Genomic DNA, 14,164 nt, shown 5'->3' on the forward strand with positions numbered 1-14,164 from the left:
AAACATGGCAAATAAAATAGAAAAGCAGTTTCTGGACACGGAAAATAAAGGACCGGTCCGGCTGAACAAATATTTAAGTGAAGCTGGTGTATGTTCCAGAAGGGAAGCGGACAAACTGATAGCAGCCGGACAGGTGACGGTTGACGGTGTGCGTGCAGAGACCGGAATGAAGGTAGAGCCGTGGCAGGTTGTCCGGATTGGGAAAAAGCAGGTATCCAGACAGGAAGAGATGATCGTGCTTGCGGTCAATAAGCCACGTGGAATTGTCTGTACTGAGGAAAGACGGGAGAGAGACAGTATTGTACGATTTCTTAACTATCCGGTACGGATTACTTATGTAGGACGTCTGGATAAGGATTCGGAAGGACTGCTTCTGATGACGAACAACGGTGACATTATCAACCGGATGATGCGTGCGGCAAATAAACATGAAAAAGAATATAAAGTTACAGTTGATAAGCCGGTAACAGATGAATTTCTCAAGGAGATGGCGGGTGGTGTCCCAATCCTGGATACTGTCACAAGACCATGCCAGGTGGAAAAGCTTGGAAAATATAAATTTAAGATCATTCTGACACAGGGACTCAACCGGCAGATCCGCCGGATGTGTGAGGTACTTGGCTACGAGGTAAAGGAGCTTCGGAGAGTGCGGATCATGAATATCGAACTTGGTAATTTAAAGCCGGGAGAATACCGGAAGGTTACGGATCAGGAACTGAATGAACTCTATGAGCTGATCAGGGATTCAAAGTCAGAGCCGACACCGTGGAACAATAATTAAAAGTGTGGATTTGGATATGGATAAGATGAAAAGGATGCAGGAGCTGGTAGAGCTTCTGAATAAAGCCGGAAAAGCTTATTATCAGGATGCGCAGGAAATTATGAGCAATTATGAGTATGATGCGCTGTATGATGAACTGAAAGGTCTGGAAGAAGAGTTGGGAACCGTTATGGCTTCCAGTCCGACTGTGAATGTAGGATATGAAGTATTAAGTGAGCTTCCGAAAGAACGTCATGAGTCACCGATGCTTTCTCTTGACAAGACAAAAGAAGTGACAAGGCTGAAGGAATTTGTTGGAGACCAGACGGCTGTGATCTCATGGAAGATGGATGGTCTGACGATTGTTCTGACCTATCGTGACGGCGAGCTTTTTAAGGCAGTTACAAGAGGAAATGGAGAAGTCGGTGAGGTCATTACCAACAATGCGAAAGTATTTAAAAATGTGCCGCTTCATATTCCGTATAAAGGGGAACTGATCCTGCGAGGGGAAGCGGTGATCGGTTACAAAGATTTTGAGCGGATCAATGAAGAAATTGATGACGTGGATGCAAAATATAAAAACCCACGGAATCTGTGCAGTGGTTCTGTCCGCCAGCTGAACAACAAGATCACGGCACAGAGAAATGTAAAATTCTATGCATTTACCCTGGTACGTGCAGAAAATGTGGATTTCCACAATTCCAGAAAAGAACAGCTTGACTGGCTGGAACAGCAGGGATTTGATGTGGTGGAGCATTATCTGGTGACAAGAGAAGAACTGGATGAGAAGGTTGCATTTTTTGCAGAAAAGATCGTAGAAAATGATTTTCCGTCAGATGGTCTGGTCCTTGTATATGATGACATTGCGTATGGGCAGTCGCTTGGGAGAACGGCAAAATTCCCACGTGATTCTTTTGCTTTCAAATGGGCAGATGAGATCCGAGAGACGCACCTTCTGGAGATTGAATGGAGTCCGTCAAGGACAGGGCTTATTAACCCGGTAGCGATCTTTGAACCGGTAGAGCTGGAAGGAACAACGGTAAGCCGTGCAAGTGTACACAATTTAAGTATTATGGAGGAGCTGCATCTGGGAATCGGGGATACGATCGAAGTCTATAAGGCGAATATGATCATTCCGCAGATCGCGAAGAATCTGACCGGCAGTGACAATATTGAGATCCCGAAAGTCTGTCCGGTTTGTGGTGGAGCTACGGAGATCCGTCAGATGAATGATGCAAAGTCGTTGTATTGCACAAATCCGATGTGTCAGGCAAAAAGAATCAAATCCTTTGCATTGTTTGTCAGCAGGGATGCACTCAATATTGACGGGCTTTCTGAGGCGACACTGGAGAAATTTATTGCGAGAGGATTCATTCACAAATACAGAGATATCTTCCATCTGGATTCCTATCAGGAAGAAATTCAGACGATGGAAGGCTTTGGAGAAAAATCCTATGCGAACCTGATCGCAAGCGTGGATAAGGCGAGAAGCACAACACTTGCTAAAGTGGTATATGGACTTGGGATTGCAGGAATCGGTCTCGCAAATGCAAAACTGATCTGTCGCCATTTTAAAAATGATGTGGAAAAAATGACAGGAGCATCTGAAGAAGAACTGAGTGATATCCAGGGTGTAGGTCCGGTGCTTGCAGCGGCATTTGTAAAATATTTTGTATCAGAGGAAAGAAAAAAGGAATTTAAGCTCCTTCTTGGAGAACTGGAGATCCAGCCGGAAGAGATGGCAGAAGAACAGAAATTTGCAGGTATGAGTTTCGTTGTCACTGGCAGCGTGAATCATTTTGCAAACCGGAATGAGGTAAAAGAACTGGTTGAGAAGATGGGTGGAAAAGTGACCGGATCTGTAACGAAGAAGACAAATTATCTGATCAACAATGATGTAGAGTCTGCTTCTTCCAAGAACAGAAAGGCGAAAGAACTTGGAGTGCCGATCATTTCAGAGGAAGAGTTTATAGAACTTGCAGGGGTGGAAATCGAATAAGAAGGACAGAGGAATCGTCTGAATACGACCGAGAAAAGGAGGACCAGCCAATGGCAGAAAATGACCAGAAGGACAAGACAGTTGAGAAAGTAACCGGTGAGGTAGAAAATACAGACAAAAAAGAAAATAATGAAGACCGCTATGAAAAGGTCTGCTTCATCTGTCACAGACCGGAGAGTGTGACCGGAAAGATGATCGATCTTCCGAACAATATCTGCGTGTGTCCGGACTGTATGCAAAAAAGCTTTGATGCAATGAACAATATGAATTTTGGCGGGATGGATTACAGCCAGTTTATGAACATGGGACCGATGATGGGATTTGGAGACATGGATGCACAGATCCCGAAGAGCCAGCGTGTGAAAAAGAAAAAGCCGGAAGAAGAAAAAGAACCGATCCTGAATATCAAGGATATTCCTGCTCCGCATAAGATCAAAGCGAAACTGGATGAATATGTAGTAGGACAGGAATACGCCAAGAAGGTAATGTCGGTTGCTGTATACAATCATTATAAAAGAGTGGCAACGGATACAATGGATGAGATTGAAATCGAGAAATCCAATATGCTGATGATCGGACCTACCGGCTCTGGAAAGACGTATCTGGTAAAGACACTGGCAAAACTTTTGGATGTGCCGCTTGCAATTACAGATGCGACCTCTCTTACCGAGGCCGGCTACATAGGGGATGATATTGAAAGTGTAGTATCAAAGCTCCTTGCAGCTGCGGACAACGACGTAGATAAGGCGGAACAGGGAATTATCTTTATCGATGAGATCGACAAGATTGCGAAGAAAAAGAATACCAGCCAGAGAGATGTCAGCGGAGAATCCGTACAGCAGGGAATGTTAAAGCTGTTAGAAGGCAGCGAAGTGGAAGTGCCGGTAGGAGCCAACAGTAAGAATGCGATGGTTCCGCTCACTACAGTCAATACAAAGAATATCCTTTTTATCTGTGGCGGTGCGTTCCCGGATCTTGAGCAGATCATCAAGGAAAGACTGATGAAGAATTCTTCTATCGGGTTTGGAGCGGATCTGAAAGACAAATATGATCATGATAAGAAAATACTGGAGAAGGTGACGACAGAAGATCTGCGTAACTTCGGAATGATTCCGGAATTTCTGGGACGTCTCCCGATCGTATTTACGCTTCAGGGACTGGATGAAGAGATGATGGTTCAGATATTAAAAGAGCCGAAAAATGCGATCCTCAAGCAGTATCAGAAGCTTCTGGCACTGGATGAGGTCAATCTGAAATTCGATGATGGTGCACTTCATGCGATCGCAAGAAAGGCAATGAAGAAGGATACCGGAGCCCGTGCACTGCGTGCGATCATTGAAGAATTCATGCTGGATATTATGTATGAGATTCCGAAGGATGACAGCATCGGGGAAGTGACGATCACGGAGGCATATATCGAAGGAACCGGAGGACCGCTGATCGAGCTGAGAAGCCAGTCTGTACCAAGGCTTGAGCATCATTAAGTATAACAATAACCTGAGGATTGCGAGGGTGCAAAGCACGTAGCAATCTGGTATCAAAGGGGTCAAAATACCTTTTGCCCCAACATCATAACCTTCATATATCAAAAAAACATGGCGATCATACAAAAATAGAATGGGAAATATCCGTAAATTTAAGATTTACGGGTATTTTTTTGTTGAAAAATTGTATTAAAAGGTGTACATTAGACAATGTGTCTAAAAAAACAAGATATAAATAGGAGAGAGAGAGAATGGAGACTTATAAGTATTTACTGGATCTTGCAATTATTTTACTTTGTACTAAAGCACTTGGTCTTGCGACCAGAAAGGTACAGATGCCGCAGGTTGTAGGGGCACTTCTTGCAGGAGTTCTTCTTGGACCGGCGATGCTTGGGATCTTGACAGAGACAAGTTTTATACATAACGTTGCAGAGATCGGTGTTATCGTGCTGATGTTTTGTGCAGGTCTGGAAACTGATATACAGGAATTGAAGGCAAGTGGAAAAGCATCCTTCGTTATTGCACTGATAGGTGTTATCGTTCCACTGATCGGCGGTTATGCGACTGCAATGTTCTTTAACCGTCCAGGTGTGATCACATCCGATGCATCCTGCAGCGTATTTCTGCAGAATATCTTTATCGGTGTTATCCTGACAGCAACTTCCGTAAGTATTACGGTAGAGACATTAAAAGAACTTGGTAAATTAAAAACCAAATCCGGAAATGCGATTCTTGGAGCTGCGATCATTGATGACGTGCTTGGTATCGTTGCACTGACACTGGTAACAAGTATGGCAGATGAATCGGTAAAGATTTCAGTTGTATTACTGAAGATCGTTGCATTCTTCGCATTTGCAGGTGTGATTGGATTTATCTTTTACAAGGTATTTAAAAAGTGGACAGATCAGGCGGAAAAGGGACTCAGACGTCATGCGATCATGGCATTTGTATTCTGTCTGCTGATGGCTTATGTGGCAGAGAAATTCTTCGGTGTTGCAGATATCACCGGTGCATTTATCGCAGGGCTGATCATTTCCAATACAAGTAAATCTGATTTCGTGCTGAAGAAATTTGATACCATGTCTTATATGCTGCTTTCACCGGTATTTTTCGCAAGTATCGGACTGAAGGTAGAACTTCCGAAGATGAGTACTGCAATTGTAGGCTTTGCAGTGGTTCTTACCATTGTTGCAATCCTGACAAAGATCGTTGGCTGCGCCCTTGGTGCGAAGATGTGTGGATATAAGAATTATCAGTGTGCACGAATCGGTGTCGGAATGATCTCCCGTGGTGAGGTTGCGCTGATCGTTGCCAGCAAGGGAGAAGCACTCGGTATGATGGGCGGCAATTTCCTCGGACCGGTTATCATTGTGGTAGTGATCACGACGATCATCACACCAATTCTGCTGAAGATCGTATTCAAGAGCGGTCCGAATGTAAGTACCCTGGAAAAAGGAAAAGAAGTGACTTCCTTCTACGAGGATATTGAAAAGAAACGTACCGAATAAAGAATGGATATGGAGTGCAAAATGCGTAACCGTCCAGTATCATAGTATAAGAAAGAACAATCCCTCATATATTTTCCAAAAGAAAATATATGAGGGATTGTTATGCCACAGGAAGAATGTAAAGAAAAGATTCTGTCGGAAGAATACAGGGATTTTATGATGAGGGATACCGGTGCTCTCGGGGAAAATTTTCCTTTGGAAAACGGATGCCGGATACCGTTAAAATACGGTTTTGAGCTTCTTTATATTGACCAGAGTGAAGACAGAAAAAAGCCACTTGGCGATTATCCGTATACAATGGTTCCGAAGTGCTATACAACACTGGATATGGCAGCGATCCAACAGGCGGGAATTGCTGCGGTTCAGAATCTGACTGGTCTGGAATTAAGCGGTGAAGGAGTTCTAGTTGGGATCATTGATACTGGGATCAACTATCTGGATCCCATTTTCCGGAATCTGGATGGTTCGACCAGGATCCGGCGAATCTGGGATCAGGAAGAACAAAGTGGAACAGCGCCCCGGGAAATCGGATATGGAAGTGAATATACGAGGGAACAAATCAATCTGGCGATCCAGAGCGAGAATCCAAAGGAAACCGTTCCGTCATTTGATACGGACGGACATGGCACTTTTGTTGCAAGTGTGGCATGCGGAGGGGCAAATCCGGAGAATCTGTTTATTGGGGCAGCGCCGGAGGCAGAGATGGTGATCGTGAAGCTGAAGGAGGCAAAAGAATATTTACGGGAGTACTATTTTGTAGACTGTGATGCCAGATGCTATCAGGAAAATGATCTGATAGCGGCGGTTTTTTATCTGCAGAAGGTACAAGAAGAGCTGAAAAGACCATTGGTGATCTGTCTGGCAGTTGGAACAAGCTTTGGAGGACATGGAGGATATTCAATCCTGTCAGAGTATCTGCAAAATGTGGCGGCGAGCGAAGGAATCGGGATTGTGACCGGAAGTGGCAACGAGGCAGATAAAAGGCATCATTATCTGGGAATTCTGGAACAGGAAAATAATCAGCCGGTGGAGATCAATGTAGGGAATAATACCAGAGGCTTTGTGATGGAACTATGGACAGAACTTCCGAATCTTCTGGCACTTTCTATCGAATCTCCAACAGGACAGACAATAGGACCGGTCTCGCTCAGACGGGGAATAGGAGAATATGTGTTTGTATTCGAGCAGACCAGGGTAATATTTAATTACCGGGTTCTGGTAGAGACGACCGGGGCGCAGCTGGCATTTTTTCAGTTTGACAGACCGGGAAGCGGAATCTGGAAGATTATACCGGAAACACTGGAGCTGGGGAATGGAATCTTTCATATCTGGCTTCCAATGGAAGAGTTTCTGACGGGAAATGTCTATTTTATCCGTGCAAATCCGGAATATACGGTGATGGAACCAGGGGATACCGGGGCGGTGGTCTGTGCAGCGTACTATAATGGAAAGGAAAATAGCATTGCAGTCAGTTCGGGAAGAGGTTATACTAGAGATAACAGAATCAAACCGGATTTTGCTGCGCCGGGGATCAATGTGACAGGGATCAATTTAAAGGGGCAGTTTGTTGCAAGATCTGGTTCCAGTATAGCAGTTGGAATCACTTCCGGAGCACTGGCACTTTTTATGGAGTGGCTGGATAGGCATGGAGTGAATCTGGATGCATCACAGATGAAGAATCTGCTGATATTGGGAGCTTCACGGAAGACAGACATGAATTATCCGAACCAGGAATGGGGATATGGAGCATTGAACCTTTACCGTACTTTTGAGCAGATCAGGCGGTTCTGAAAAATACGCAGATGCGAAAGGGGAAAAAGTAAATGAGTGATTTTTTTGATACAATAGGAAAGCGGATTTCAGATACCGTGGATGATCTTGGAAAGAAGGCAGGAGATACGATCGATATTCAGAAAAAGAAAAATGAGATCTATGGTCTGAAGCGAGATAGCGAGCGGGATATGACAGAGATCGGACGATTGGTATATGAGCGTTTCAAACAGGGGGAAGTGGTAGATACCGATTTTATCGCACTCTGCGAAGCAATCGAAAAGCGTGGAGAACAGACAGAGGTATGCAAGCAGGAAATCGCGCGAATCAAAGGAGAATAATTATGGAAATCCTGAGCATTTTAACCGGAGCTTTTGTTGCCGGGGTCGATCTTGGAATTAAAAAATATACTGAAGAAAATGTAAGAGACGGGGAAGAACGCCGGATTTGGAAGGGAAAAGGAATCTACCGCAAAGTCCACAACAAAGGTCTGATGATGAATCATTTGGATTGCAGACCAAAGCTGGTAAAAGGCATGTCGGCGGCAGCACTTGGAATCCTGTTTTTCTGGGAGCACCTTCTTTGGAAAGAACCGGGACGCAAACTGGCAAAGCTTGGAACATCGCTGATGCTGGGCGGAGCAGTTGGTAATACTTATGACCGTTTCAAAAGAGGTTATGTGGTCGATTATCTGTCTCTGAAAACAAAGAACAGGAAACTCTCGGATATCACTTTTAATCTCTCGGATCTGGCTCTTTTTGCAGGAGCGATCCTGACGGTATGGAGTTCTTTATTTGGAAAAAAGAGATAAAAATGATTCAATGTATCTGAAAAAATACTTGACTGTTTTTAAAGAGTTGAGGTATTATAAACCTTGCTGATATGGCGTTGTCTGGCATATGCCATATAGAAAAAAGAATAGAATCTCGGTTATATTGGAAACGATACATTCCTCCGGAATGATGAACGAACAACACATTTTCTGTTACGCTTATTATGAAGGAGGATATTTTTATGCCAAAAAACAAATTTCAAGACGTTATTTTCACAATTATCATGGTGTTCGTGATGGTTTATACCATGATCTGTTACAACATTGCTCTCAACGTAGGAGGAATGAACAACCAGGTATTTTTAAATGCATTCCACGAGCTGGTCATTATGGGGCCAATTGCATTCATCCTTGATTTTTTCCTGATCGGACCATTTGCAAAGAAAAAAGCATTTTCCATTGTTAATCTGGAAAGAGATAATAACTTTCACCTGGTGATCGCCATTTCCGTAGTATCCATCATCGGAATGTGTCCACTTATGAGCCTTGCAGCAACCCTGCTCTTCAAGAATGCGGGAACTCAGTTCATATCCGTCTGGTTCCAGACCACAGTAATCAACTTCCCGATGGCATTCTTCTGGCAGCTCTGCTTCGCCGGTCCACTGGTAAGAAAGATTTTCGCATTATTATTCCCAGAAAAAGAAACCAGGCTCGCTGACGGTCAGGAGGCCTAAGCCTATTAAATTAGTGTAAAGAGTAAATCTATTTGAATATATATCCCATTGTTTATGGCTCCAGTTCAACACCCGGTCAAAGAAGTAAAACTCAGTCAACAACGTAAATAAAAAATAATCCCTGGTAGATGCGTCTTTGCACGATGGAAACGAGACTTAATCAATTGTGGAAGCCATTGCTGACACAATTGATGCTTTGAAAGGCTCGTTGGAATGGTTCGTGCAACTTAGCAGCTACCAGGGATTATTTTTTATGCCCTCTTGCAACTACCCCTCAAGTTCTTTCAACACTTTCCTAAACTGAAACGTAAACAAAACTGTCGTGAAGGATACAGCCAGGAAGTCTGCAATCGGTTCAGCCATATACACTGCATTGGTCTTGTTCCCGGTCAGAATATGCGGCAGCAGATAGATCAGTGGCAGCAACAGGATAAATTTACGTGTAACAGCGACAGCAATCGAAGCCTTTGCTTTTCCGAATGATGTAAATGCCATCTGGCATGCGATCTGGATTCCGAAAAGCAGCAGGCAGGCACAGTAAATCCGGAGTGCTGATTTAGTAAAACCAAGCAGTGCAGAATCGGAAGTAAACATTTCTGCAAACACCTGAGGGAAGAGCATAATAAATGCCCACAGAATTGTGGAATAACAGAGGCTTGCTGTTAAAAGAAGCCTGAAAGCTTTTTTTACACGATCTCTGTTTTTTGCACCGTAATTATAGCTCAGGACTGGTTGTGCACCCTGTCCAAGACCCTGCAGTGGCAGCATTGCGAACTGCATGACACTGGTAAGGATCGTCATGGCACCAACTGCGATATCTCCTCCGTATTTCAGCAGAGAAGAGTTGAAACATACAGAGATGATACTCTCACTAGCCTGCATGATAAATGTGGCAAGCCCGAGAGCGACACAAGGAAGAATAATCTCCGGTTTCAGGATGAGATTCTTTTTCCGGATGTGCAGGATCGTCTTTTTTCCGCAAAGGAAAGAAAGAACCCAGATGCAGGAGACTGCCTGTGACAGAATTGTGGCAAGCGCAGCACCTCTGACACCCAGATGGAATGCAAAGATAAACAGCGGATCCAGAACAATGTTCATCACTGCTCCGATCAGAACAGAGAGCATACCTGTTTTGGCAAAGCCCTGTGTGGTGATAAACATATTCATGCCAAGGGTAAGCTGGACGAAAATAGTGCCGACAGCGTAAATGTTCATATAATTTACAGCGTATTCAATTGTATTTTCACTGGCACCGAAGGCAAGAAGAAAAGTACGGTTACCAAACAGCAGGATGACTGTCAGGATTATAGAAATCAGAATCTGCAGGAAAAAGCAGTTACCCAGAATATGTTCTGCAGTATTAAGATCATTTTTTCCCATTGCAATCGAAGCATGCGGTGCACCACCGCCTCCAACCAGTGCGGCAAAAGCGGAAATGATCATAATCAGTGGCATACATACACCGACTCCGGTAAGGGCAAGTGCCCCATTACCAGGAATGTGTCCGATGTAAATACGGTCAATAATGTTGTACAGCATATTGATGAGCTGTGCGGTGATCGTCGGAAGCGCCAGCCGGAACATCAGCTTTCCGACGGGTTCAGTACCCAGAAAATCTTTGTCTTTGTTCATGTCTAATAATCTCCTTTGTGATAAATAGTTGCTACGTTTGATGCCAGACGTTCATTCAGCGAGGCGAACATCTGGAATTCTTCTAATGAAAATCCGTCAAACAGATTGTGGTAAAAAGCAGACTGAAACGTGTCGATTGCTCCGGTAACATTTTCGCATGATGGCAGCAGGGAAAGATGCGTTTTCCTGCGATCCGTCTGGTCTGCTGTTTTTGAAAGAAGCCCCTTCTGACATAAAAGATCAACTGCCTGGGATACATTCCCTTTTGAGAGCATCCGTAGCTCGACGATATCACCTGCGGTATCTTTTGTGGGGTTATTATGTAAGAAAGCAATGATCTTAGCCTCGATCAGCGAGAGATCATACTGGCGGCATAATTCTTTCAACTTCTGTTCATGCATTTTACCAATTCGCTGCATTAATACAAGCAGATTTGTAATGTTCATCCATACACCTCCGTTTTTTAATAAAAAAGAATGTGCCTTGACACATTCTCGCGCCGAGCGCAGTCACTTAAAAAATGGTTCTAAAAAGAACAATTTAAATAATATCTTATATCAATTGAGATAAAATGTCAATAGAACGAAAATATGCAAGTTATTTGTTAAAATATAAACGGTATAATTGTATACGAAAATACATTTTTTTACTTTAACATATTGACGTGGAGAAAATTTGCTGTTACAATAATAAACAATTTATAGACCATAGTTCAAGGAGGACATAAGTACATGCTTACAGGATTTAAAAACGCAGTAGAAGTTGATTTCACATTGGAAGAAAATAAAAAGAAAATAGAAGAAGCATTCAAACAGGCTCATGCAGAAGCAGGTGCTGTTTACCCGCTGATCATCGGTGGAAAAAAAGTTGAGACAGAAAAGAAGATCGCTTCTGTATCACCGGCTACAAAGGAAGTACTCGGATATGCATGCTCATGCAGTAAAGAACAGGCTGATGAGGCAATTAAGGCATCTTACGAAGCATTCAAAAAATGGAGCCTGACATCTGTAGAAGAAAGAGTACGTGTATTAAGAAGACTTGCAGCACTTCTGATCGAGAACCGTTTCATCATGGATGCATGGAACGTCCTTGAAAGTGGAAAGAACTGGGGAGAAGCTGACGGAGAACTTTGCGAACAGCTTGACTTTATCAATTCTTATGTGATGCATATCCAGAATCTGGAAAAAGGAAAAGAGCTGGTTCCTACAGATGAACTTACAAAATGCGTTTACATCCCGATCGGTGTAGGTGTGGCTGTTTCTCCATGGAACTTCCCACTCTCACTGTTTGGTGGAATGATCGTATCGGCAGTTGTTACCGGTAACACGATCTGCTGTAAACCGTCTTCAGACGCTCCGATCGTTGCATACAAATTCGTAGAACTCTGCCAGAAAGCTGGTATTCCGGCTGACGTAGTAAGTTACATTCCAGGATCAGGATCTGAGATTGGTGACTTCATCGTAGAACATCCGCTTACAAGATTTGTAAACTTCACAGGATCAAAAGCAGTTGGATGCAGAATCAATGAACATGCAGCCAAGATCGCTGACGGACAGAGATGGATTAAACGTGTTGTGGCTGAGATGGGTGGAAAGAATGCAATTATCGTAGATTCAACAGCAGATATCAAGAAAGCAGCAAATGGAGTTGCAAGCTCTGCATTTACATTCCAGGGACAGAAATGCTCTGCATGCTCAAGAGCAATTGTTCTGGCAGATGTATATGATGAGTTTGTAGATGAAGTTGTAAAATGCGCAGCAGAACTGAAGGCAAACCAGGGATCAGGCGAAAGCAATGCAACGATGGGACCGGTTATCAACCAGGGCGCTTATAACAGCATTACAAATTACATCGAGATCGGACGTAAAGAAGGAAATGTTGTATTCGGTGGTACATACAGTGACGCAGAAGGATATTATATTGATCCTACTGTAATCCGCGATATCAAGAGAGATGCAAGAATTGCCAATGAAGAAATCTTTGGACCAGTCCTTGCTGTTATCAAAGTAGATTCTTTTGATGAAGCACTTGATGTAGCAAACCAGACAGAATATGGTCTGACAGGATCTGTATACAGTGAGACACGTGAAAATATCCAGAGAGCAAAAGTAGAATTCCAGGTAGGTAACTTATACTTTAATAGAAAATCTACAGCAGCAGTTGTACTTCAGCATCCATTTGGTGGATTTAACATGTCCGGAACAGATGCGAAGACTGGTACAGCAGATTATCTGACAAACTTCATGAATCTTAAATCAATCACAGAAGATCTGAATTCATAGGAAGAGCCGGACTTAAAAAAGGACAGGGAATCAGAGTGTGTATAAAAGCGAAGTATTGGCTTGGCAGATTATAGAAAAACAGGAGGCTTGTGTAAAAAGACACATGAGCCTCCGGTTTTTATTATCAGGAATTCTATTTTTGATGCAAAGTGTCCAACAAGTGATACGGATGATTTGCTTAGCTGTCTGAAAAAGCTGACCGCAATTTACTCATCTTTAAATCCTTCACCCACTACATCATTCGATTCCATGATTACAAGGAAGGATTTTGGATCAATCGTTTTGATCAGCTTGCGGATTCCGTACATTTGCTTATTGTTGCAGGCGCACATTATGATGTGCTTATCATCTTTGGAATAACTTCCCATACCATTTAAAATTGTAGAGCCGCGTCCGAGAACTTCATCGATTTTGAAGCAGATTTCAGTACTGTGCTCGGGATCGGTTACGATCAGGGCAAGCTTTCCTTCATCAATTCCGTACATAACTTTATCCATAACAAGAGAGAGCAGATAGCTGACGATCAGACCGTAGATCAGACTGTCCACGTCACGGGATACAATTACGGTTCCGAGGATCACAATTACTGCATCCAGTGCAAATGCAATATTTCCAAGGGAAAGGTGAGGATTCAGTGCTTTGATCGACATCATGATAAAGTCAGAGCCTCCGGTTGAAGAATCCCGCATATAGATCATTGCATAACCAAGTCCGGAAAGGACACCGCAGCAGATGGCAGAAAGAAGTCTGTCACCCTGATAAACCGGGAACAGCGGTGCGATCGCGTCCATGATTATGGAAGTAATGATGATCGTCCGGACTGAATTCAGGAAAAATCTGCGGCCCAGAAGCCGAAAACAACAGATGGCGATCGGGATGTTAAGGATCAGGGCAACAGTACCGATCGGCAGTCCAAACAACTGGTAAAAGATCAGGGCGATTCCGTTTACCCCTACCATCGGAAACTTTGCGGCGGCAGCAAAATTATAGACACCGACAGCGATCAGGATTCCTCCGATAATATCAGTTGCGATATCTTTTGTAAGTTCCAAAGCTTTGTTCTGATTCATGATAGTATCCTCCTTGATGTTGATGGAATGTGATTTATAAAAAGCGAAGGCTTGCCAGAAAGACCAAAAAAAACATCTGCTAATTATATCAGGATATAATCGCAAATGCTCTTCATTTCTTTAGTATACGCGCCATAGGATAAGAATGTCAAC

At 43.3% G+C, this 14,164-nt stretch carries 12 protein-coding genes; 9 read left to right on the forward strand and 3 right to left on the reverse strand.

Features of this window, described 5'->3' with window-relative positions:
• Positions 1 to 4: 4 nt before the first annotated feature.
• From PGQ33_RS06275 to PGQ33_RS06310, 8 genes are all read left to right on the forward strand, one after another.
• A complete protein-coding gene (locus tag PGQ33_RS06275; protein WP_117835494.1) occupies positions 5 to 781 on the forward strand; it encodes a pseudouridine synthase in 777 nt (258 codons plus the stop codon).
• 16 nt (positions 782 to 797) lie between these two features.
• Positions 798 to 2,759 carry an NAD-dependent DNA ligase LigA gene (ligA, locus tag PGQ33_RS06280; protein ID WP_270205473.1) on the forward strand — a complete coding sequence of 654 codons (1,962 nt, stop codon included), beginning with the start codon at positions 798 to 800 and terminating at the stop codon, positions 2,757 to 2,759.
• A gap of 50 nt (positions 2,760 to 2,809) precedes the next feature.
• Complete coding sequence (gene clpX / locus PGQ33_RS06285; protein WP_055158510.1) at positions 2,810 to 4,243, forward strand: ATP-dependent Clp protease ATP-binding subunit ClpX; 1,434 nt, start codon at positions 2,810 to 2,812, stop codon at positions 4,241 to 4,243.
• A 251-nt stretch (positions 4,244 to 4,494) separates the two neighbouring features.
• Positions 4,495 to 5,751: a cation:proton antiporter gene (locus PGQ33_RS06290; protein WP_117824175.1), complete on the forward strand. Its 1,257-nt coding sequence runs from the start codon at positions 4,495 to 4,497 to the stop codon at positions 5,749 to 5,751.
• 102 nt (positions 5,752 to 5,853) lie between these two features.
• On the forward strand, positions 5,854 to 7,542 hold the full coding sequence (locus PGQ33_RS06295) for a S8 family peptidase (protein ID WP_270205474.1): 1,689 nt from the start codon (positions 5,854 to 5,856) through the stop codon (positions 7,540 to 7,542).
• Between the two features lie 32 nt (positions 7,543 to 7,574).
• A complete protein-coding gene (locus PGQ33_RS06300; RefSeq protein ID WP_270205475.1) occupies positions 7,575 to 7,862 on the forward strand; it encodes a hypothetical protein in 288 nt (95 codons plus the stop codon).
• Between the two features lie 2 nt (positions 7,863 to 7,864).
• Positions 7,865 to 8,332, forward strand: a complete 468-nt coding sequence (locus PGQ33_RS06305; protein WP_270205476.1) for a signal peptidase II — start codon at positions 7,865 to 7,867, stop codon at positions 8,330 to 8,332.
• Positions 8,333 to 8,535: 203 nt separating this feature from the next.
• Entirely contained in the window at positions 8,536 to 9,027 is a 492-nt protein-coding gene (locus tag PGQ33_RS06310) for a DUF2798 domain-containing protein (protein ID WP_270205477.1), read from the forward strand.
• 267 nt (positions 9,028 to 9,294) lie between these two features.
• On the opposite strand, the gene PGQ33_RS06315 is transcribed toward PGQ33_RS06310, so the two are convergent.
• Both PGQ33_RS06315 and PGQ33_RS06320 read right to left on the reverse strand, forming a co-directional pair.
• Positions 9,295 to 10,659: an MATE family efflux transporter gene (locus PGQ33_RS06315; RefSeq protein ID WP_022220860.1), complete on the reverse strand. Its 1,365-nt coding sequence runs from the start codon at positions 10,657 to 10,659 to the stop codon at positions 9,295 to 9,297.
• A gap of 2 nt (positions 10,660 to 10,661) precedes the next feature.
• The gene (locus PGQ33_RS06320; protein WP_270205478.1) at positions 10,662 to 11,105 is read right to left on the reverse strand and encodes a MarR family winged helix-turn-helix transcriptional regulator; all 444 of its coding nucleotides are present in this window, start codon (positions 11,103 to 11,105) and stop codon (positions 10,662 to 10,664) included.
• Positions 11,106 to 11,390: 285 nt separating this feature from the next.
• On the opposite strand from PGQ33_RS06320, the gene PGQ33_RS06325 reads away from it, so the two are divergent.
• Positions 11,391 to 12,941: an L-glutamate gamma-semialdehyde dehydrogenase gene (locus tag PGQ33_RS06325; protein ID WP_117835485.1), complete on the forward strand. Its 1,551-nt coding sequence runs from the start codon at positions 11,391 to 11,393 to the stop codon at positions 12,939 to 12,941.
• 206 nt (positions 12,942 to 13,147) lie between these two features.
• Here the strand turns inward: PGQ33_RS06325 and PGQ33_RS06330 are convergent, their stop codons facing one another.
• Positions 13,148 to 14,011 (reverse strand): YitT family protein, encoded by an 864-nt coding sequence (locus PGQ33_RS06330; RefSeq protein ID WP_117824170.1) that lies wholly within the window; start codon positions 14,009 to 14,011, stop codon positions 13,148 to 13,150.
• Positions 14,012 to 14,164: the final 153 nt, after the last annotated feature.

The organism is Coprococcus sp. AM100_B19A, from assembly GCF_027662015.1.
GTDB classification, from domain to species: domain Bacteria; phylum Bacillota; class Clostridia; order Lachnospirales; family Lachnospiraceae; genus Allocoprococcus; species Allocoprococcus comes.

Coding starts and splice junctions, on each gene's coding strand:
- PGQ33_RS06275 (WP_117835494.1), top strand. CDS start 5: ATGGCAAATAAAATAGAAAAGCAGTTTCTGGACACGGAAAATAAAGGA.
- ligA (WP_270205473.1), top strand. CDS start 798: ATGGATAAGATGAAAAGGATGCAGGAGCTGGTAGAGCTTCTGAATAAA.
- clpX (WP_055158510.1), top strand. CDS start 2,810: ATGGCAGAAAATGACCAGAAGGACAAGACAGTTGAGAAAGTAACCGGT.
- PGQ33_RS06290 (WP_117824175.1), top strand. CDS start 4,495: ATGGAGACTTATAAGTATTTACTGGATCTTGCAATTATTTTACTTTGT.
- PGQ33_RS06295 (WP_270205474.1), top strand. CDS start 5,854: ATGCCACAGGAAGAATGTAAAGAAAAGATTCTGTCGGAAGAATACAGG.
- PGQ33_RS06300 (WP_270205475.1), top strand. CDS start 7,575: ATGAGTGATTTTTTTGATACAATAGGAAAGCGGATTTCAGATACCGTG.
- PGQ33_RS06305 (WP_270205476.1), top strand. CDS start 7,865: ATGGAAATCCTGAGCATTTTAACCGGAGCTTTTGTTGCCGGGGTCGAT.
- PGQ33_RS06310 (WP_270205477.1), top strand. CDS start 8,536: ATGCCAAAAAACAAATTTCAAGACGTTATTTTCACAATTATCATGGTG.
- PGQ33_RS06315 (WP_022220860.1), bottom strand. CDS start 10,659: ATGAACAAAGACAAAGATTTTCTGGGTACTGAACCCGTCGGAAAGCTG.
- PGQ33_RS06320 (WP_270205478.1), bottom strand. CDS start 11,105: ATGAACATTACAAATCTGCTTGTATTAATGCAGCGAATTGGTAAAATG.
- PGQ33_RS06325 (WP_117835485.1), top strand. CDS start 11,391: ATGCTTACAGGATTTAAAAACGCAGTAGAAGTTGATTTCACATTGGAA.
- PGQ33_RS06330 (WP_117824170.1), bottom strand. CDS start 14,011: ATGAATCAGAACAAAGCTTTGGAACTTACAAAAGATATCGCAACTGAT.